Below are 20,768 nucleotides of genomic sequence, written 5' to 3'. Positions count from 1 at the left end.
GCGCGCTCGTAGCTCAGCTGGATAGAGTACCTGGCTACGAACCAGGCGGTCGGAGGTTCGAATCCTCCCGAGCGCGCCATTATTTAGGCTACTGGCCTGATAGTGATTTTGTCATTATCGAAAACCCGTGCGTCCTTAGCTCAGCTGGATAGAGTACCTGGCTACGAACCAGGCGGTCGGAGGTTCGAATCCTCCAGGACGCGCCACTATTCTTTATGAATAAAAGGTCATTGACCTGATATTGAATATCAATATCGAACGCAGCGCGCTCGTAGCTCAGCTGGATAGAGTACCTGGCTACGAACCAGGCGGTCGGAGGTTCGAATCCTCCCGAGCGCGCCATTATTTAGGCTACTGGCCTGATAGTGATTTTGTCATTATCGAAAACCCGTGCGTCCTTAGCTCAGCTGGATAGAGTACCTGGCTACGAACCAGGCGGTCGGAGGTTCGAATCCTCCAGGACGCGCCACTATTCTTTATGAATAAAAGGTCATTGACCTGATATTGAATATCAATATCGAACGCAGCGCGCTCGTAGCTCAGCTGGATAGAGTACCTGGCTACGAACCAGGCGGTCGGAGGTTCGAATCCTCCCGAGCGCGCCATTACATTAAAGCCCTGCTAGAAATAGCAGGGCTTTTTTATTAACATTTTCTTATCAAGTTGTTTACCTATCATATACAACCGATTGTTTTATAAGACTTAATTGCAGAAGTTTTAAGCCAATCGCAGCAAGTGTCCTATTTTTCTAATAACGTCTGATAATCAGCAGTTAAATATTCTTCTAGAAGTGAATATTTCAACGATATGTGATTTGTGTGACGAATATTCCCCTAGAAATGTGCTTTATCATAAAGACTGCTTTAAACAAAATTGACAAAGTTTAACCAATCGAGATAATCCTAGACCTCTTGTCTGGATCACAGAGCGCATCTCAGACAATAGTAAGTACCAAGCGGTGCTTTAGATAGACAGACTGTGAGTCCATAGGTGGACGCAATATATTTGAGCAGTTTGCTATTGTCAGGATGACAAAGAAAGGAAGCAAAATGGACACTATCGGAAGCCAACTTATAGATGCTGCCACTCTCATGTTAACTGGGATGTCGGTGGTATTTATTTTCCTAACTATTCTTGTATACCTCGTTCGGTTAATGTCGAAATTGGTGCCTGAAGAGGTTCCTGAGCCGATCGCAAGCCCAGTACAAAATAACAAAGTTCAATCATCTTCTGCTGTAAGCCCTCAGGTAGTTGCAGCCATTTCCGCTGCTGTGCATCAATACCGCACATCTGCCGCAAAATAGCATTAAAGGATTAAAAGGAGTTTAAGAGCATGTCTAAACCACTAGCTTTAACTGATGTGGTACTTCGCGACGCCCATCAATCTCTATTCGCTACGCGTATGCGTATTGAAGATATGTTACCGATTGCCGCCGAGTTGGATAAGATCGGCTATTGGTCATTGGAAACATGGGGCGGCGCTACGTTTGACTCGTGTATTCGTTTCTTGGGGGAAGACCCGTGGGAGCGTCTACGTGAGCTGAAAAAAGCGATGCCAAACACCCCAATGCAGATGCTACTTCGTGGCCAGAACTTGCTGGGTTACCGTCACTATGCAGATGATGTCGTAGAAAAATTCGTCGAGCGTGCTCACGCCAACGGTATGGATGTATTCCGTATCTTTGACGCGATGAACGACGTTCGTAACTTCCAAAAAGCGGTTAAAGCGGCCGTTGATGTTGGCGCGCATGCTCAAGGCACGCTGTCATATACTACTAGCCCAGTACACAATGCAGATACTTGGGTTGATCTGGCTAAGCGTTTAGAAGATCTTGGCTGCCATTCGCTATGTATTAAAGATATGTCAGGGTTATTGAAGCCTTACGAGGCAGAAGAGCTCATTACTCGTATTAAAGCATCTTGTGATGTACCTTTGGCGCTGCACTGTCATGCGACCACTGGCCTTTCAACGGCTACAGCGGTAAAAGCGGTTGAGGCGGGTATTGATATTCTCGATACTGCAATCTCTTCAATGAGCTGTACTTACGGCCACACGCCAACCGAAACGGTAGTTGCGATGCTGCAAGGTACTGAGCGTGATACAAATCTTAAACTCGACCAACTAGAGCCAATTGCCGCTTACTTCCGCGAAGTTCGTAAGAAATACGCTAAATGGGAAGGTCAATTGAAAGGTGTCGATTCTCGTATTCTTATTGCTCAAGTACCTGGAGGTATGTTGACCAATATGGAAGGCCAGCTGAAAGAGCAAGGCGCAGCGGATCGCATTGATGAGGTATTGGAAGAGATCCCACGCGTTCGTCAAGATCTTGGCTTTATTCCATTGGTAACGCCAACGTCGCAAATTGTGGGTACTCAGGCTGTTATTAACGTGCTGACAGGTGAGCGTTACAAGAGTATTACCAAAGAGACGGCTGGTGTTCTAAAAGGTGAATACGGTGCAGCGCCTGCTGATGTGAATGCAGAGCTACAAGCTAAAGTGCTTGATGGCGCAGATCCGATTACATGCCGTCCTGCCGATCTTTTAGAAGCAGAGCTACATACACTGACAGATGATCTGTTAACTAAAGCAAAAGAAGAGGGTATCTCTTTAGCGGAAGATACGGTTGACGATGTATTAACTTATGCGCTCTTCCCACAAGTTGGCTTGAAGTTCCTTAAGAATCGCCGTAACCCAGACGCATTTGAGCCAGCGCCAGGCACAGAGCCAGTCGCTGCGCCAGCTCCGGTTGCACAGCCTGCACAAGGTGGTATTGAAACTTACAGTGTTAAAGTTGATGGCCAAGTTTATGATGTTGAAGTTGGGCCGCAAGGTCAATTGACATCAGTTGCGCCATCAGCGGCGGCTCAACCTGCAGCCGCAGCGCCTGCTGCTCCATCGGCTGATTCAGAAGCTGTACCAGCTCCTCTTGCCGGTAATATTTTCAAAGTGAATGTACAAAGTGGCTCGCAAGTAGCGGAAGGTGATGTTTTGTTGATCCTTGAAGCGATGAAGATGGAAACGGAAGTACGTGCTGCGCGCAGCGGTATCGTTCAAGATCTTCATGTAAAAGAAGGTGATAGCGTCACAGTGGGTGCTCCACTATTGAGCTTGGCGTAAGGGAGTACCATGGAAGGACTATTAACTCTATGGTCAGAGACCGGGTTAGCCAATTTCGAATTTGGTCAGATCTGTATGATCCTTGTTGGTTGTACGTTGTTGTATCTGGCTATTCGAAAGGGGTTTGAGCCGCTGTTACTCTTGCCAATTGGCTTTGGTGCTATCTTGGCCAACATTCCTGTTGTTGGTCTAGCAAACAGCGCAGTGCTTAATGCAATTTATGCTGGTGATATTAATCTGCTGACTGAGTTTGCTTCGATTCTTGGCGTCACTGATATTTCAGCTGATGCCATTAAAGTCGCTTACAAAGCCGCTCAGCCAGATCAGTTAGTGATGCTTGAGCAACTCGCGACTAATGCGAAATTCACTGATGGTACTCTGTATACCTTCTATAGCGTCGCTGTTGCTTCTGGTGTTGCTCCGCTACTCATTTTCATGGGTGTAGGGGCAATGACTGACTTCGGTGCGCTTATCGCTAACCCTAAAACCCTGTGGTTGGGGGCAGCGGCTCAGTTTGGTATTTTCGCCACGCTATTTGGTGCGATATTACTTAACTTTGTGCCGGGTATGGAGTTTAGCATCCAAGATGCTGCCTCTATTGCGATCATCGGTGGTGCGGATGGCCCAACAGCGATTTTCCTCGCGAGTAAGCTATCTCCAGATCTACTTGGTGCCATTGCGGTCGCGGCATACAGCTATATGGCTTTGGTTCCTATCATTCAGCCACCAATCATGAAAGCGTTAACAACGCCAGAAGAGCGCCAAATTAAAATGGCTCAGCTTCGTCATGTTGGTAAAGTAGAAAAGATCCTCTTCCCACTCGCGGTATTAATGATGGCGATTCTATTCCTGCCATCGGCAACACCTTTAGTCGGTATGTTCTGCTTAGGTAACTTAATGCGTGAAGCGGGTGTTGTGGATCGTTTATCTAAGACAGCGCAAAACGAGTTGATCAACATTGTGACCATCTTCCTTGGTTTGAGTGTTGGCTCGAAGCTACAAGCGGCAGAGTTCTTGAACATTGAAACACTAGGTATTCTATCACTTGGTGCTGTGGCCTTTAGTATCGGTACTGCGGGCGGTCTATTAATGGCGAAGCTTCTGAACAAGTTCTCTAAAGAAGATATTAACCCATTGATCGGCGCAGCAGGGGTATCTGCTGTTCCTATGGCTGCACGTGTTGTTAATAAGGTTGGCTTAGAGGCTAACCCGCAAAACTTCTTGTTGATGCATGCTATGGGACCGAACGTGGCTGGGGTACTTGGCTCAGCGGTTGCTGCGGGTATCTTATTAGCACTTGTAGGTTAGATGACAGCTTTCTTTGCTTAGTTAACGGACGGTAACAACTTAAGCCTCTTACTTGGTTAAATTGCGATCAAATGGTTAACTTGAGTTAAAGAAATGGTATATATTCAAAGGGATGCTTCGGCATCCCTTTTTTCATCAATAAGGATCATTGGCATGGAAAACAAACAAATCGTCATTACTCAATTCGGTGAACCTAATGTGTTAGCTGTTCAATCGAGTCACGTACCAGAGCCGAAAGAGGGCGAAGTCGTGGTAAAAGTGGCGTTTGCTGGTGTGAACCCTATAGATGTCAAAACACGAGCTGGTTTAGGTTGGGCCGCTGCGCAGAATAAAGATAACTTGCCTTGGGTATTGGGTTATGACATTTCGGGGGAAGTGCTCACAACCGGCGAAGGCATAGAGAGATTTGAAGTTGGCGATAAAGTCGCGGGCTTTATTGGATTCCCTGTGGTTGGGGGCGGATATAGTCAATACATATCAGTACCTGAATCTGCGCTCAGTCTAGTACCATCTTCAATTACTTTAGAAGCGGCCGCTGCGCTTCCTTTAGCTGGGCAGACGGCTATTCAAGCATTAGATAAAGTGTTAGTTGCTGAAGGTCAGCGGGTACTCATTCTTGCTGGTGCTGGCGGTGTGGGCCATATTTCTGTTCAACTAGCGGTTGCGGCTAAAGCTGAGGTGTTTACAACCTGCGGTGAAGACAACCTCGATTACATGGCGACGTTAGGCGCTCATGCGATCAATTATCACTTTGCACCTGCTTCAGAAAGAGTTGAAGAGGTCGATGTATTGATTGATTTAGTCGGCGGCGATGTGGCATTGGATGCCCTAAAGTGCTTAAAAGATGGCGCTAAAGTGGTGACGGTGCCTACTTTATCTGCTGAGCTGATATGTGAGAAGGCTAAGCTGCTAGGGTTTGAAGCTACAGGTATGTTGGTGGACCCAAACAAAGAGCAAATGGATGCATTGCTTTATATGGTAAGTATTGGCTTGCTTAAAACAGAGATTTTTAAAGTGTATCCTTTTGAACAAGTTGTCGATGCACATATTCAAATTGAAACCGGTCATACAAGAGGAAAGATTTTGTTGGATATGCAATGCTAGAAACGTTTAACACTGCGTTTCAATCTATCGCGTTATGGTTTTCTGATTCAGCTTTATGGGTGTTATTTCTTAGCGGTTTCCTCAGTGCAACCTTATTACCCGGAGGTTCAGAGGCAGGTTTACTTGCTACTCTGAGCCTGAGTCAATATTCTGTCACTTCTATCATACTTGCTGCCACCATAGGAAACACCCTTGGCGGCCTAACCAATTATGCCATTGGTCTATGGATACCAAATCGAACTCACGATAAAAAACATGGTCATAGAGCCATACAGTGGCTAAAACGATACGGCTATTGGTCACTGTTATTGAGTTGGTTACCTGTGATTGGTGATCCACTTTGTTTAGCCGCTGGTTGGCTAAGAATGAAATTTTGGCCATCTTTTTGGCTAATTTTGATAGGAAAACTGGCTCGCTACTTGCTACTTACTGCACTGTTTTACGGCTTTTTCTAAGGAATCATGATGAGAAAAATCTGGTTTGGCGCATTATCTCTTGCCATTTTGGGTGGATGTTCTGCCTATATCGACTACGACGTACCGTTTTTTTCTTCTTTACCACAAGGGGTTACCTTGGTAGAGGAGGTAGAAGCCCAGCCAGGTAAGGCCACGATTCCTTACAGTAAATACCAATTGGAAAATGGATTAACCGTCATATTATCACCGGATCACTCTGATCCATTGGTGCATGTGGATGTTACTTATCACGTTGGTTCCGCACGTGAAGAAATCGGTAAATCAGGATTCGCACATTTCTTTGAACACATGATGTTCCAAGGCAGTGAGCATGTGGGCGATCAAGAGCACTTTCGTATCATTACCGAAGCGGGTGGTCGCCTTAACGGCACGACTAACCGCGACCGCACTAATTACTTTGAAACCGTCCCTGCGAATCAGCTAGAAAAAATGCTATGGCTAGAATCTGATCGCATGGGCTATTTATTGGATGCGGTATCACAGCGTAAGTTTGAGGTGCAGCGCGATACGGTGAAAAACGAGCGCGCACAGAATTATGACAACCGTCCTTATGGTTTGATTTGGGAGAAGATGGGTGAAGCCATGTTCCCTGAAGGCCACCCATATTCATGGCAAACCATCGGTTATGTTGAAGATCTTGATCGAGTTGATGTTAACGATCTGAAAGCGTTTTTCCTTCGTTGGTATGGCCCAAACAACGCGGTTCTTACAATTGGCGGAGACATTGACGTTGAGCAAACCTTAGAGTGGATTAACAAGTATTTCGCTCCAATCCCTCGCGGACCAGAAGTAGAGCGCGCGCCTAAGCAACCAGTGACGCTGGAACGAGACAAATTTGTCACGCTAGAAGACCGCATTCGCCAGCCGATGGTGGTTTTAGGGTGGCCAACAGAATATCGCGGTCATGAATCTCAGCTTGCACTTAACGCGTTGGCGACTCAGCTTGGTGATGGCGCAAACTCCATGCTGTACCAAAACCTAGTTAAAACCGAAAAAGCGTTAGATGTTGGAGCGTTTCAAGATTGCTCTGAGCTATCTTGCGCTTTTTACGTTTATGCGATGGCGCCATCAGGCGACAGCGCGGGCTTAAAGTCTTTGTATGATGACATCATGACGACATTGGCCGAGTTTGAACAACACGGCATTAGCCAGCAGCGTTTAGACCAAATCATTGGTGTGGCAGAAGCGGATTCTGTTTTTGCTCTTCAAAGCGTGGAAGGCAAAGTAACCCAACTTGCGTCAAACGAAACATTTTTTGCTCAGCCAGATCGTCTTCAATCGCAACTCGATCGTCTTAAGGCTGTGACTCCGCAATCAGTAATGCAAGTTTACAAACAATACGTCAACGGCCACCACAAAGTGACCCTGAGTGTTGTGCCTGTGGGTAAAACGCAATTGGCTGCAGCAACAGCAGATTTTGTTACACCTGCGCGCCGTTTGCCTGTTTACAGCAAAGTCTCAGAGCAAGACTTAGAATACCGTCGTCCAGTCGACAATTTTGACCGTTCAGTGATGCCTGAGATTGCTCAAGGCGTTCAGGCACATATGCCAGAATTGTATCGCATGTTCTTCGATAATGGCGTTGAAGTGCTAGGCACGGTGAGCAGCGAAACGCCGACGGTGCAACTTGATATTCGATTCCCAGCAGGGGAGCGTTATGTACGCGCTGGTAAAGAAGGGTTAGCGAACCTTACAGCCGCTCTGTTGCAAGAGGGCTCTCAGCATTCAAGCTTAGAAGAGCTGCACGCAAGAATGGACAAGCTAGGCAGTAAAGTATCGGTGAATGCGGGTAACTATACGACATCGGTCATGGTGTCGAGCTTAGAGAAAAACTTACCTCAAACCCTTTCAATTGTTGAAGAGGTACTGTTTGCACCGGCGTTTAAGCAAGAAGATTTTGACCGTCTGAAAAAGCAGATGCTAGAAGGTATGATGTATCAGCATCAAAAGCCAAGCTGGTTAGCGTCACAAGCAACTCGTCAGGTGTTGTTTGGCAATACCATTTATCAGCGCTCAGGTGAAGGTTCTCTAGCGTCTCTTGAGTCTCTGACCTTGGATGATGTAAAGCAGTTTTACCGTCAACACTACACGCCACAAGGCGCGCAAGTGGTAGTGGTGGGTGATATCTCCAAAAAAGAGGTCACTCAGCAGTTAGCATTCATTCAGCAGTGGCAAGGCGAGACTGCACCACTATTGCGAGCAGAGAAATTACCAGAACTGGGTAAACAGAAGATTTATTTAGTTAATAAGCCACACTCACCGCAAAGTATCGTGCGTTTTGTGCGACAAGGCTTACCTTTTGACGCGACAGGTGAGGCATATTTGACTCAGCTTGCTAACTTTAACTTAGCGGGTAATTTTAATAGCCGTTTAAACCAAAACTTGCGTGAAGATAAAGGTTACACCTACGGTGCGGGTGGCTATTTAGCAGCGAACCGAGAGATCGGTGCTTTAGTCTTCTCGGCTCAGGTTCGTGCTAATGCGACGTTACCTTCGATCATCGAGATGCAAAAAGAGCTGACGGAATACAGTGCATCAGGCATGACAACCAAAGAGCTCGATTTCTTGAAATTAGCGGTTGGCCAGCAAGACGCACTTAAGTATGAAACCCCAGGGCAGAAAACAAATCTACTGGGTAGTATTTTATCGTACAGTCTTGATGAAGATTATTTACAGCAACGTAATGAAATTGTTGATACTGTAGATAGAAACGTGCTGAATGGCTTATCGAAAAAGTGGTTTGACCCGAGCCAGTATCAGATTATTGTTGTAGGTGATGCTCAAAGCCTAAAACCTCAACTAGAAACGTTAAACATTCCTGTAGAAGAGCTTGAAATTGTCCATTAGAGGACACATAAATTAGAGCATTGAACTGGGTAACGTTCTCGTTACCCAGTCGTTGTTATTAAGCCAGTTCTTTGATATGCAAATAGAACAATAAACATAGGCGACTTCATTTTGACAGATTTTGCTGCGCGATTAGAGCGAGTGTCACGTAATCCCGAAGTGTTTAAAAACTTTGGTCGTGGTGTAGAAAGAGAAACCCTTCGCTATCAACAAGATGGCAAGCTTGCTAAGACGCCTCATCCTAAAGGTTTAGGTTCTGCTTACGCTAACGAGTGGATTACCACTGACTTTGCTGAATCACTGCTCGAATTCATTACTCCAGTATCACATGACATTGATACCTTGGTCGCTCAGTTAGAAGACATCCATCATTTCACGCAAACTCAACTGGGTGAAGAGAAGCTTTGGCCTCTATCTATGCCTTGTTACGTTGAAGATGAAGATGATATTACACTCGCTCAGTACGGCACATCAAACTCAGGTAAGATGAAAACGCTTTACCGTGAGGGCTTGAAACGCCGTTACGGTAGCTTGATGCAGATTATTTCTGGTGTTCACTTTAACTTTTCATTCCCTGATTCATTTTGGGATGGTTTGTATGGTGAACAAGATGAGCCTTCTCGCCAGGCGGCTAAGTCTGAAGGCTATTTTGCGCTGATTCGTAACTACTATCGTTTTGGTTGGCTGATCCCGTTTTTCTTTGGTGCATCACCAGCGCTATGCCCGTCTTTCATCAAAGGGCGAGATACTAAACTTCCGTTCGAGAATATTGGTTCGACGCTATTCTTGCCAAAGGCGACATCACTGCGTCTAAGTGATTTGGGTTACACCAACAGCGCGCAGAGTGTGCTAAAGATTGGCTTTAACAACATTGAGCAATACTTAGAAGGCTTGAACCAAGCGATTCGCACTCCATCAGATGAGTTTGCAGAAATTGGTGTGAAAGTGGATGGTGAATACCGCCAGCTAAACAGCAATGTTCTACAAATTGAAAACGAATTGTATGCGCCAATTCGACCTAAACGCGTAGCTAAAAATGGCGAAAAACCATCTGAAGCATTAGCTCGTGGCGGCGTAGAGTATATTGAAGTTCGCTCACTGGATGTAAACCCATACAGCTCGGTAGGTATCGATAAAGATCAAATACGTTTCTTGGATTTGTTCCTAGCATGGGCTGCGCTGACTGACTCTGAACCAATGGATTTTTGCGAGCAAGCATGCTGGAGAGAAAACTGGAACAAAGTGATCATCGAAGGTCGTACGCCTGGGCTTGAGCTACAAATTGGCTGCAAAGGTGAAGTTCTTACCCTTCAAGATTGGGCGAAACGAGTGTTTGAAGAACTGACGCAAGTCGCTGTTAAGATGGATGAAGTACTTGGCGGTAACGAATATCAACAAGTATGTCGCAAGTTAGTAAATTGGATTGATAACCCAGAGTTGACCATCTCTGGTCAGCTACTTGAAGATACCAAACGACTAGGTGGCTTAGGCGCATTGGGTTGTGAATTTGGTAAAGAGTACCGATTAAAGCACCTAGCGCATCAATATCGTATTTACAGCCAAGAGCTGATGCAGCAAGAAGCTTCTCGTTCTGTTGAAGCGCAAAAGGCTCAAGAGCAATCGGATAAGCTAAGCTTTGATGATTTCTTAACTCAGTATTTCTCTTATTTGAAGTAAACATTGATGAAAATAGAAAGGACTCTAGCGATAACACTCCTTTTGGCGGTCGTAGGGCTCAGTGGCTGTGCGACCCCGCCTCCTGCGCGGCAAGATAACATTTGTGAAATCTTCCGAGAGAACCCCGATTGGTATGATGATGCAGTAGACATGCAAGAAGAGTGGGGTACGCCCATCAATATTGCGATGGCATTTGTAAAGCAGGAAAGTAGCTTTCGACATGATGCGAGACCACCTAAAAATTATATCTTAGGTATCATTCCTTGGGGACGTGTAAGTAGCGCTTATGGTTACGCTCAAGCGCAAGACCCCGCATGGGAAGACTTTCAAAAAGCGACCAATCACGGTGGTTCAAGAACCAGTTTCGATGACTCACTGATGTTTATTGGTTGGTACACCACAGAGACCCATAAGCAACTTGGCATCTCTAAATGGGACCCGTACAATCAATATCTTGCTTACCATGAAGGAAGAGGCGGATATAAGCGCAAAACTTACCAAGGTAAGCCGTCGCTGATCAAAATCGCACGTAAAGTAGAGCAACAAGCAAAGGATTATGGTTGGCAACTAAAACAGTGCCGCCAAGAGTTGGAAAGTAATAGCAGTTGGTTTTTCTAATAACTCAGGTGTTGTTAGTGAATCGGCAGGAGAGGGAATATGCCATTATTAGATAGTTTTACAGTAGATCATACAAGAATGAATGCCCCAGCGGTTCGTGTTGCTAAAACAATGAAGACGCCAAAAGGGGATGTAATTACCGTGTTCGATTTACGCTTTACCGCGCCAAATAAAGACATTTTGTCAGAACGTGGTATTCATACTTTAGAACATTTGTACGCAGGGTTTATGCGCAAACACCTCAATGGTGACGCGATTGAAATCATTGATATTTCCCCAATGGGCTGTCGTACAGGCTTTTATATGAGCTTGATTGGTACTCCGCAAGAGCAGCAAGTTGCTGATGCTTGGTTAGCGGCGATGCAAGATGTACTGAAAGTAGAAAGCCAAAATAAAATTCCAGAGCTGAACGAGTATCAATGTGGAACAGCAGCGATGCACTCATTAGACGAAGCGAAGCAAATCGCTCAAGCTATTTTGGATGCAGGCATTGCAGTGAACAAGAATGAGGATCTCGCTCTTCCCGCTGAAATGCTAAAAGAGTTAAGTATCGATTAACGTAAAAAAGGAAGGCTTAGCCTTCCTTTTTTAATGTGGGTGTTGCATCAGTTTACTTTTGGCAGGACGACGACTTGAGTCTTGGCCCAAATATCATGAAAGCCACGCTTTTCTGGATCAAAAGGTACAGTGAAGTTAGCCAGCCCAAAGCCAGAGGTACCAATGCGGATCAGTGCTTGAGTGATCGTTAGTTTAGAGCCATTTTTATTACGAACTTGGATTTTCCATGCCCGCATCCCCAAAGTTTGCCCTGCACGTGTCCAAAAGAACACAAAGAAGTAAATCCAGACAAACGCTAGATACAGCGTATAGATTGGGCTCCAAATGGGATGATGAGTGAGTAAATCACTGACATCGAGATAAGGTGCAATAGTGATTGCATCTATCGCAAGCAAGGCGTGTAAAATCGCGATAATTATCCCCGCAGCCATCATTTCAATGGACAGAATTATCAAGCTATCATAAAAAAGAGCACCCAAGCGGCGCATTAGTCCTGCTGGTGGCAGGGACTGTGTATTTGTCATGGTTTATGCCATTTTATTTTGGTTTAGCTAGCAGAATAATACGGCAAATTGAGCGAGGGAAGAGAGCTTGCGCACAGCTTGCTGCTTTATGGTGAAATAATCAGCAAACGACAGCGCTTTCAATCTTTTGCACTTGCACGAACGACATTGTTACGTATAATGCCAATCATCAAAAGGCAATAGCCTTCAGATGCCGGTGTGGTGAAATTGGTATACACGACGGATTCAAAATCCGTTGCCTTCGGGCGTGGCGGTTCAAGTCCGCCCACCGGTACCATATTTAAACGACAAAGCCTCGACGAAAGTCGGGGCTTTGTTGTATCTAAACGATAGAAATTAAGCCTTTTGCTTGGTGTATTGTGTACAAGTTCGGCAATACCGAAAGATCTCTCCTGAAGACCAAATCGCGAACAATGAAATGCTTCATAGACTATTTACGTGTATTTATATTTAATTTGTTATTAAAAATAAATCTAGATAACTAACATCCATTTTTATTTGTTTGGTTTCAAATATTTAATACCTATTTATTTCGATATTCAAAAAATACTTTTCTATCACGAACTAATACTAATTTATTTTGCGCAAATAATTGAAGTATAAACATTTCATAAAATGGGATTCTGTTCACGCTTAACGCAACCGGTTGCGCTTTTTTGTTCTGAACAATTTTGATACAGTTTTCTTAGCTTAATTGTTAATCAAAAAGGAGCTGGGTGATGAAAAAGATTTTGCTTTGTTGTAGTGCAGGTATGTCTACAAGCATGCTAGTTAAGAAAATGGAACAAGCGGCGCAAGCACGCGGCATTGTATGTGAGATTGAAGCGCTGGCAGTGAATGCCTTTAACGATGCGATCAAAGAATACGATGTATGTTTGCTGGGCCCTCAAGTTCGTTTTCAACTTGAAGAACTAAAAAAGGTTGCAGATGAGCACGGAAAGAATATTGCTGCTATCTCACCTCAAGATTACGGAATGATGAAAGGCGATGAAGTGCTGACACAAGCATTAGGCCTAATTAAGTAATCTAATTTTAATTAAATATTAAATAACAGATTAAAGAAGTGATTACTCCACATTAAATTATGTGGTGTAGGGCTTTTTTGTTCCAAAAATAAGGATGGACACTATGAAGCTTTATGACATGGTATTAGGTTTCGTCGAAAAGCATATTGCACCGCTCGCGGTGAAAGTGGGTAACCAACCCCACGTTCGCGCGATGCGTGATGGATTTATTGTGGCAATGCCATTTATTATCGTCGGTAGTTTTCTACTCATTTTCCGTTTCCCTCCATTCTCGCCAGAAACCAAAATGGGTTTTGCGCGAGCTTGGCTAGATGCGGCTGAGAAATACGACCAAATCATCATGATGCCTTACAATATGACGATGGGGATCATGACGGTATTCGTTACATTAGGTGTGGGTTATAGCTTGGCGAAAGCGCACAAAATGGACGGTATTACCAGTGCTGCACTATCACTAATGAGCTTCTTGCTTGTTGCAGCACCACTAACAGATGGTGGCTTACCTGCTGCCAATCTAGGTGGTACAGCCGTGTTTACCGGTGTGATTTGTGCTTTCTTCTCAGTTGAGCTTTACCGCTTCATGAAAAAACACAACGTCACTATTCGTATGCCAGAGCAAGTTCCACCAGCGATCGCTCGTTCGTTTGAGGTTCTACTTCCAGTATTGGCAGTACTGCTTACGCTTTACCCATTCAGTGTTTGGGTTCAAATCCAGTTTGATATGCTGATTCCTGAGCTGATTCTTGAAGCGTTCAAACCTCTAGTAAGTGCTTCTAACTCTCTACCAGCCATTCTGGGCGCATTAATTCTTTGTCAATTGCTTTGGTTCGCGGGTATTCATGGTGCAGCTATCGTGGTTGGCTTAATGTCACCGTTCCTACTTTCTAACCTAAGTGTCAATATTGAAGCCTTTGTAGCAGGTGAGCCGATTCCAAACGTATTCACTCAGCCGTTCTGGGATTTCTACATCTTCCTAGGTGGTTCTGGTGCAACACTCGCGTTAGTTATTTTGATGGCATTTAGCCGCTCTGCGCACCTTAAGAGTATTGGTCGTATGAGTATCGTTCCTGGCTTCTTCCAAATTAACGAGCCAGTTATTTTCGGTACGCCAATGGTTCTTAACCCAACGCTATTCCTACCATTCCTGTTGGTTCCTTGTATCAATGCAACCATCGCTTACTTTGCTGTTCACTCTGGCTTAGTCGGTATGGGCGTGGCAACCACACCATGGACAACACCTGCAATCATCGGTGCTTCTTGGGGTAGTGGCTGGACTCTAGCGCCAGTACTGTTGGTAGTTGCGTTGTTAATTCTGGATTTGTTCTTGTACCTACCTTTCTTCAAGATGTTCGAGAAAGAAGTACTTGCAGGTCAAGATGCGACAGAAGAAGAAAAACAAGCTGAGCCAGAATTGGCAAAAGCTTAAGTTATTAAATAATTTAGATTTTTAGAATAAGTAAGACGTTAGATAGTTTTTATCGGGAGGGAACATGGATCAAGAAATGGTTGTAATGGAGATCATCTGTAATGCGGGTGAAGCGCGTAGCTTAAGTTACGAGGCGCTAAAGCTAGCAAGAAAGAATGATTTTGAACAAGCCCAGCAAAAGTTGGCACTTGGAAAAGAGTGCCTAAATAAGGCTCACTTGATGCAGACCCAGCTCATAGAAGCTGACGAAGGCCAAGGCAAAGTGCCCATGACACTCGTTATGGTTCACGCTCAAGACCACCTTATGACAACCATTCTTGCTCATGAAATGGCTACGGAAATCGTAGCCTTACATCAGCAGATAGTCGCTTAATGGAGATTTAGTATGTCAAGAGGTGCATTAAAGCTAGCCATCATCGGTGGTGGTAGTAGTTATACCCCTGAACTTATCGAAGGTGTGTTAAAACGCCGAGAGTTTCTTCCTGTTCGCGAAATTCACTTGGTGGATATCGAAGATGGAGAAGAAAAGCTCAATATCATTCATGCGTTGGCAAAGCGTATGGTTGAGAAAGTCGGCGCTGATATTGAAGTTAAGGCCAGCTTTGATCGTCGTGAGGCGATCAAAGGTGCCGATTTCGTAATGACACAGTTTCGAGTCGGTGGTTTGAAGGCTCGCGCATGTGATGAGCGTATTCCCTTGAAATATGACGTGATTGGCCAAGAGACTACGGGCCCTGGTGGCTTTGCAAAAGCATTGCGCACCATCCCGGTTATCTTGGAGATTTGTCGTGATATTGAAGAGTTGGCGCCTGATGCGTGGATGCTTAACTTTACCAACCCAGCGGGCTTGGTGTCTGAGGCCGTCAATAAACACTCTAACGTTAAGAGTATTGGTTTATGTAACGTGCCAGTCTCAATGCAGATGATGGCTGCTGAAATGCTGAATTGTGAGCCAAATGAGGTTCAGCTTGAATTTGCTGGCTTGAACCACTTGGTTTGGGTTCATAAGGCTTGGCTTAACGGTGAAGATGTCACAGATACCGTCATTGAGAAAGTCGGTGACGGCGCTAACTTCAGTATGAAGAATATCTTTGAAGAGCCGTGGGACCCTGATTTCTTGCGTGCATTAGGGGCAATCCCTTGTCCTTACCACCGATACTTCTATCAAACAGATGCGATGCTTGAAGAAGAGAAGGAAAGTGCCGCAGAAAAAGGAACTCGCGCAGAGCAGGTGATGAAAACCGAAGAGTCGCTATTTAAGCTCTATCAAGATGTGCATCTCGATGTTAAACCGAAAGAGCTTGAAGAGCGTGGCGGTGCTTACTATTCCGATGCTTCGCTGAATTTAGTCGATGCTATCTACAACAACCGCAATGGCATTCATGTGGTGAACGTGCCAAACAATGGCGCAATTAACACATTGCCTGATGATGCGGTGATTGAATGTAGTGCTGTGATTGGTAGTTGGGGCGCTAAGCCGATTGCCGTTGGTGAGTTATCGCCAAACATCACAGGTTTACTGCATCAAGTGAAGTCGTATGAACAACTGACTATTGAAGCAGCGGTTTATGGTGACTATGAAAAAGCGTTGATTGCTTTAGCGAATAACCCTCTTGTTCCTGATATCAAACGAGCGAAATCGATTTTGGATGATATCTTGCGAGAGAACGCTGCGTACTTACCGCAATTCAAACTAACAACGTTGTAGTTGGCAAATTAAAACGTTTGTAATAAAGCAGAGGAAGAGATGAAAGTCATTTTTAATGCGGACGATTTTGGACTAACAGAAGGCGTAAACGAAGGGATTGTTGAGTCTTTTAGAAGTGGAGTCGTGCGGTCAACAACATTTATGGTTGGAATGCCGGGAGAGGCACATGCGGTTAAGTTGGCTGCCGATGTGCCCGATCTCAAAATTGGGCTGCATTTGCGATTTACGGCAGGTAAGCCTTTAACCGGTCATAAATCATTGCAAGGTGATAAAGGTCTCTTCCCTGCTATTCCAGGTTTTTGGCAAAAGCGGGATTTTGATCCGGTAGAAGTGTATGAGGAAGTGGTGGCGCAAGTTGAACACTACTTAGCGCTTGGGCTAAGCCTAAGCCATATAGATGGTCATCATCATTGTCATACACATCCGCAGATCGCTCCGATTGTTTATGAGGTCGCGCAGCAATACAAAGTCCCTGTAAGAGGTATTGGTGTGGCTGGGGTAGATGAGCAGTCATGTCGCTATGTGTTTACCTCCCAGTTCTATGACTCGGCTATCTCGGTTGAACATGCAAAGCAGTTGATGTTGGAGCATGCAGCTCAGTGCGATGTATTAGAAGTGATGTGTCATCCGGCTAAGGTGGATTCGCAGCTTAAAGCGATGAGCAGTTATCTAATACAGCGAGAGCAAGAGCTTGAAACGCTCACGTCGTCAGAATTTGTCGCGTTTCTTGCTGAGCGTGATATCCAAGTCACGGATTATTCCGTATTAGTTTAGTCCTAGCATATTCCCTGTGTATCATGGCAGCTGTCAGTTTCATTTCCCCCTAACGTTTGGAAACTGGCAGCTTTTTTTCTCTTTTATATACCCAAACAACTTTAAGTGATGCCCATGAGGTTGTTTGGGTATAGATAATATTAAAGAAGGTCATATGGCACGGATAAAAGATGTTGCGGCTCTCGCAGGTGTGAACCGCTCAACGGTTTCCCGAATAATCAATGGCGAGGGTAAATTCAGAGAAGAGACAAAAAAGAAAGTTGAGCAAGCAATGGCTGAGCTTAACTATCGACCAAGTGCAATCGCTCGCTCACTGGCAACATCTTCAAGTAACATGATGGGATTACTTGTTACCTATTATACCGGTGGCTTTTTTGGCTCTATGATGGAGCAAGTTCAGTCTGAGCTTGATACACATTCTAAGTTTCTTATTACCGCGCAGGGCCATCATTCTGATGCTGGAGAGCAACAAGCGATTCAACGCTTTCATGATTTACGTTGCGATGGCTATATATTACATAGTCGGCATATCAGCGATGACACTTTATGTGAGTTTGCTAAGCAACATCCTCCTTTCGTCTTATTGGATCGCGTCGTACCGAGTTTAGAAGAGCGATGCATTACTTTCTCACATCACAAGGCCAGCTCGATTGCAGTGCAGCATCTATTGGATCAAAAACATCGATTAATTGGTTGTATTACTGGGCCAACTTGTCGTGAAAACAGTTTGCAGCGCAAGCAAGGTTATTTAGATACCATGGCTCAGGCTGGCATAGTGGTCGATGAGAGCTGGTGTGAAGAAGGAAACTATGGCTATCAAAGCGGTTATGAAGCAACGAAGTGTTTGCTCACTCGCCATCCTGAACTAACGGCTATCTTCTCTTGTAGTGAAGAAATGACAGTTGGTGCGATGCAATACCTACACGAGCATGGCATTCAAGTACCGCAAGATATTTCTATTGTCAGCTTTGATAGTGTTGAACGATGCGCTGAGCTTTACCCAGCAGTGACATCAGTATGCTTCCCGATCAACGATATGGCTCAGTCCGCCGTTCAAGTCTTGATGGATTTGATTGCAGGTAAAGCCGTGTCAAAAGTGCACGAATTTGAGCCAAAGCTGGTGGTTCGCGGAGCGGATCGCGCTCTTAGTTAACACTAAAGTCCTAATTACATTATTTGAAACTTGTCTATTCTTTAAATAAAACAATATATTGGAGATAGGCAATGTTTCAAGTTACCCCATATCTGTTCTTTTCCGGGCGCTGCGAAGAGGCGTTAGACTTTTATACACGCTGTTTCGGTGGTGTGACGCTCACTAAGCAATACTTTAAAGATGCTCCGCAAACAGTAGAGGGTGCAGACCCAAATTGGATAATGCACGCCGAGTTTGAAGCTTTTGGTATGAAGCTAATGCTCTCTGATGGAATGATGGTGCAAGAGTTAGGTGGCAACAATATTGCACTGTCTGTTGTATTGAGAGACCTTGACCAACAAGCGAAGCTTTTTGACCATCTGTCGCAAGGCGGACACGTGATGATGCCCTTAGCGGACACCTTCTGGGGGGCGCGTTTTGGTAAGGTTGAAGATCAGTTCGGTGTCCGTTGGATGTTGCATTGTGATTTAGTGAGATAATTTATTGTTATTGAGCATAATTGATAATGATTAGTAATAATGTATACGTCTCACTAATGCGTGTTATTGATGATCTCGTCATTGCTTTCTAATAGAATACTAGCGTTTTATTAATTTTCTAGTTGTATATAAAGCGTGTCGAGTATCAAGATCACGGTAGATCGAATTCAGCCTGGATTACACATTCGATTACCCGTTAAGTGGAAAGAGCATCCTTTCCTTTTAAATAGTTTCAAAGTAAAGACCCAAGAACAAATTCGAATTATTCGACATTTGGGGATAAAGCACGTCTATGTCAACGTCAACCAAAGTGACGTTGCGCCTCTTCCTGTCTCTGAAGAACAGACCGCAAATAACCAGGTAGCGAATGATGCGTTGGATGAGAAAGCGGAACAGCTGTGGAATGAGAAACAGCAACGTATTGAAAAGATGAGCTGTTATCGCCGTCGAGTGATTGATTGTGAGAAAGAGTTTGAACGCTCTCTTGCTAGAATGCGTGCGGTTATGACTAAGATTCGCAATCGACCAGAGCAAGCTGTCGATGAAGCTGCACTGCTGGTGGATGATATTGTAGATCGCCTGTTGAGCGATGATCATGTAACGCTTCATTTAATGAATGGTAAAAGTGAATTTGAAGATATCTATTTTCACTCACTCAACGTAGCGGTTTTATCAATGCTGATTGGTAAAGCAAAGAGGTTGGACGCTAAGACGATTAAAGATCTGTCTTTTGCGGCGCTTTTCCATGACATGGGGAAGATAAAAATACCCACGGCTATTTTGCGTAAAACTACTCCTCTGACCGAACCAGAAGTGAATTATCTAAAACTCCATACCAAGTATGGCTTAGATATGGCTGCTAATATTGACTGTTTCCCTGAGATAACAAAGACAGTTATTGCCAATCATCATGAACATAATGACGGCTCAGGCTATCCAGCAGGTTTGCAAGAAGACGATATTGACCAATTAACCCAAATAGTCGCTGTGGCTAATGCTTATGATAACCTTTGTCATAACACGGTCGTATCTGAGCAAAAGATTCCTTACGTCGCCCTTTCTCATCTATATAAGAACTGCAAGCATCTATATAACCACGACAACTTAAGTATTTTGATCAAGTTTATGGGTGTGTACCCACCAGGTACAGTAGTGCAGTTATCTAATAATATGGTTGGCTTAGTGATTTCCGTTAATTCAAGCAACATTCTTTACCCGAATGTACTGATCTATGATCCGGCAGTGCCTAGAACCCAGGCGCCAATAATTGATTTAGCTGAAAGGGATATAAAGATAGTGAGTGCGATCTTACCCCAGAAGCTACCGGAGAAAGTAAAAGAGTATTTAAATCCACGTTCGCGGATTTCTTACTTCTTTGATAGTGAGGATTAATACCCAAAGCACACTTATCAACAGGATTTTGTGAATAACTGGTGGGAAAGGTGAGGGTATGTTGAGTGTAAATGTACGGTTGGTTAAAGCCTGCTCATTCAATCAAAAAAACTAAAAAAATATGCATTTTACGCTTGCCTTAAAAAAGGAACTGCCTATAATGCGCATCCACTGACACGGCAGATGCCACAAGGCTTCAGCGGTTAGTGAATGAGGTGAAAGCTTCTGAGAAAAGAAATTTGAAAAAGTGTTTGACTCTTCAAATTATCTCGCTAGAATGCACCTCCGCTTTGAGAGAAACTTCTCGAAAAGCAAAGTTCTTTAACAATATAAACCTATCAATCTGTGTGGGCACTCGTTGATGATAATCCAATTAGATAGCTTAGCTATCAAATTAGGTTTCAATGATACGAAGTGACCATTGAATCGAAAGATTCAGCACAGTCAATTCAAACATTACTTATGTAATGTTCAGTATTCATTGAGCCGACAAAATCTTAAATTGAAGAGTTTGATCATGGCTCAGATTGAACGCTGGCGGCAGGCCTAACACATGCAAGTCGAGCGGAAACGAGTTAACT

18 protein-coding genes, 6 tRNA genes and 1 rRNA gene are annotated in these 20,768 nt (G+C 44.3%); 24 read left to right on the top strand and 1 reads right to left on the bottom strand.

Annotation, left to right across the window (positions count from 1 at the left end):
• The first annotated feature begins 2 nt into the window (after positions 1-2).
• The 14 genes from MU515_RS19930 (at position 3) to luxS (ending at position 11,706) form a co-directional block, all read left to right on the top strand.
• Positions 3-79: transfer RNA gene (locus MU515_RS19930), tRNA-Arg, on the top strand.
• Between the two features lie 50 nt (positions 80-129).
• A tRNA-Arg gene (locus tag MU515_RS19925) sits at positions 130-206 on the top strand.
• Positions 207-265: 59 nt separating this feature from the next.
• A tRNA-Arg gene (locus MU515_RS19920) sits at positions 266-342 on the top strand.
• 50 nt (positions 343-392) lie between these two features.
• Positions 393-469 (top strand) — tRNA-Arg (locus MU515_RS19915).
• Positions 470-528: 59 nt separating this feature from the next.
• A tRNA-Arg gene (locus MU515_RS19910) sits at positions 529-605 on the top strand.
• Positions 606-1,049: 444 nt separating this feature from the next.
• Entirely contained in the window at positions 1,050-1,304 is a 255-nt protein-coding gene (locus MU515_RS19905; RefSeq protein WP_260262155.1) for an oxaloacetate decarboxylase subunit gamma, read from the top strand.
• Positions 1,305-1,333: 29 nt separating this feature from the next.
• A complete protein-coding gene (gene oadA, locus MU515_RS19900) occupies positions 1,334-3,118 on the top strand; it encodes a sodium-extruding oxaloacetate decarboxylase subunit alpha (protein WP_260262154.1) in 1,785 nt (594 codons plus the stop codon).
• A 9-nt stretch (positions 3,119-3,127) separates the two neighbouring features.
• A complete protein-coding gene (locus tag MU515_RS19895; protein ID WP_260262153.1) occupies positions 3,128-4,426 on the top strand; it encodes a sodium ion-translocating decarboxylase subunit beta in 1,299 nt (432 codons plus the stop codon).
• A gap of 153 nt (positions 4,427-4,579) precedes the next feature.
• Complete coding sequence (locus tag MU515_RS19890; RefSeq protein WP_260262152.1) at positions 4,580-5,530, top strand: NADP-dependent oxidoreductase; 951 nt, start codon at positions 4,580-4,582, stop codon at positions 5,528-5,530.
• Positions 5,524-5,985 carry a YqaA family protein gene (locus tag MU515_RS19885; RefSeq protein WP_260262151.1) on the top strand — a complete coding sequence of 154 codons (462 nt, stop codon included), beginning with the start codon at positions 5,524-5,526 and terminating at the stop codon, positions 5,983-5,985. The genes MU515_RS19890 and MU515_RS19885 overlap by 7 nt, the downstream gene beginning before the upstream one ends.
• 9 nt (positions 5,986-5,994) lie before the next feature.
• Entirely contained in the window at positions 5,995-8,853 is a 2,859-nt protein-coding gene (locus MU515_RS19880) for a M16 family metallopeptidase (RefSeq protein WP_260262156.1), read from the top strand.
• A 111-nt stretch (positions 8,854-8,964) separates the two neighbouring features.
• Positions 8,965-10,530 carry a glutamate--cysteine ligase gene (gene gshA, locus MU515_RS19875; protein WP_260262150.1) on the top strand — a complete coding sequence of 522 codons (1,566 nt, stop codon included), beginning with the start codon at positions 8,965-8,967 and terminating at the stop codon, positions 10,528-10,530.
• A gap of 6 nt (positions 10,531-10,536) precedes the next feature.
• Positions 10,537-11,148, top strand: a complete 612-nt coding sequence (locus tag MU515_RS19870; protein WP_260262149.1) for a transglycosylase SLT domain-containing protein — start codon at positions 10,537-10,539, stop codon at positions 11,146-11,148.
• 39 nt (positions 11,149-11,187) lie between these two features.
• Positions 11,188-11,706: an S-ribosylhomocysteine lyase gene (gene luxS / locus MU515_RS19865; RefSeq protein ID WP_260262148.1), complete on the top strand. Its 519-nt coding sequence runs from the start codon at positions 11,188-11,190 to the stop codon at positions 11,704-11,706.
• A gap of 47 nt (positions 11,707-11,753) precedes the next feature.
• Here luxS and MU515_RS19860 read toward each other — a convergent pair whose 3' ends face one another.
• Positions 11,754-12,230, bottom strand: coding sequence for an RDD family protein (locus MU515_RS19860; protein ID WP_260262147.1), 477 nt, complete (start codon positions 12,228-12,230; stop codon positions 11,754-11,756).
• A 192-nt stretch (positions 12,231-12,422) separates the two neighbouring features.
• Here MU515_RS19860 and MU515_RS19855 point away from each other — a divergent pair.
• The 10 genes from MU515_RS19855 to MU515_RS19810 form a co-directional block, all read left to right on the top strand.
• A tRNA-Leu gene (locus MU515_RS19855) sits at positions 12,423-12,507 on the top strand.
• Between the two features lie 442 nt (positions 12,508-12,949).
• Positions 12,950-13,255, top strand: a complete 306-nt coding sequence (locus tag MU515_RS19850) for a PTS sugar transporter subunit IIB (protein WP_260262146.1) — start codon at positions 12,950-12,952, stop codon at positions 13,253-13,255.
• 103 nt (positions 13,256-13,358) lie between these two features.
• Positions 13,359-14,681 (top strand): PTS sugar transporter subunit IIC, encoded by a 1,323-nt coding sequence (locus MU515_RS19845; RefSeq protein WP_260262145.1) that lies wholly within the window; start codon positions 13,359-13,361, stop codon positions 14,679-14,681.
• Positions 14,682-14,745: 64 nt separating this feature from the next.
• The gene (locus MU515_RS19840; RefSeq protein ID WP_260262144.1) at positions 14,746-15,054 is read left to right on the top strand and encodes a PTS lactose/cellobiose transporter subunit IIA; all 309 of its coding nucleotides are present in this window, start codon (positions 14,746-14,748) and stop codon (positions 15,052-15,054) included.
• 12 nt (positions 15,055-15,066) lie between these two features.
• Positions 15,067-16,389, top strand: coding sequence for a 6-phospho-beta-glucosidase (locus tag MU515_RS19835; RefSeq protein ID WP_260262143.1), 1,323 nt, complete (start codon positions 15,067-15,069; stop codon positions 16,387-16,389).
• Between the two features lie 39 nt (positions 16,390-16,428).
• Positions 16,429-17,163 (top strand): chitin disaccharide deacetylase, encoded by a 735-nt coding sequence (gene chbG / locus MU515_RS19830; protein ID WP_260262142.1) that lies wholly within the window; start codon positions 16,429-16,431, stop codon positions 17,161-17,163.
• 154 nt (positions 17,164-17,317) lie between these two features.
• On the top strand, positions 17,318-18,316 hold the full coding sequence (locus MU515_RS19825; RefSeq protein WP_260262141.1) for a LacI family DNA-binding transcriptional regulator: 999 nt from the start codon (positions 17,318-17,320) through the stop codon (positions 18,314-18,316).
• A 71-nt stretch (positions 18,317-18,387) separates the two neighbouring features.
• Complete coding sequence (locus tag MU515_RS19820; protein WP_260262140.1) at positions 18,388-18,795, top strand: VOC family protein; 408 nt, start codon at positions 18,388-18,390, stop codon at positions 18,793-18,795.
• Between the two features lie 135 nt (positions 18,796-18,930).
• Positions 18,931-20,187: a cyclic di-GMP phosphodiesterase gene (locus MU515_RS19815; RefSeq protein WP_260262139.1), complete on the top strand. Its 1,257-nt coding sequence runs from the start codon at positions 18,931-18,933 to the stop codon at positions 20,185-20,187.
• A gap of 499 nt (positions 20,188-20,686) precedes the next feature.
• A 16S ribosomal RNA gene (locus MU515_RS19810) occupies positions 20,687-20,768 on the top strand; the annotation flags it as partial.

Origin of the sequence: Vibrio intestinalis (assembly GCF_025195085.2) — a bacterium.
GTDB classification, from domain to species: domain Bacteria; phylum Pseudomonadota; class Gammaproteobacteria; order Enterobacterales; family Vibrionaceae; genus Vibrio; species Vibrio intestinalis.
This window is presented reverse-complemented; position numbering and strand designations above follow the sequence as displayed.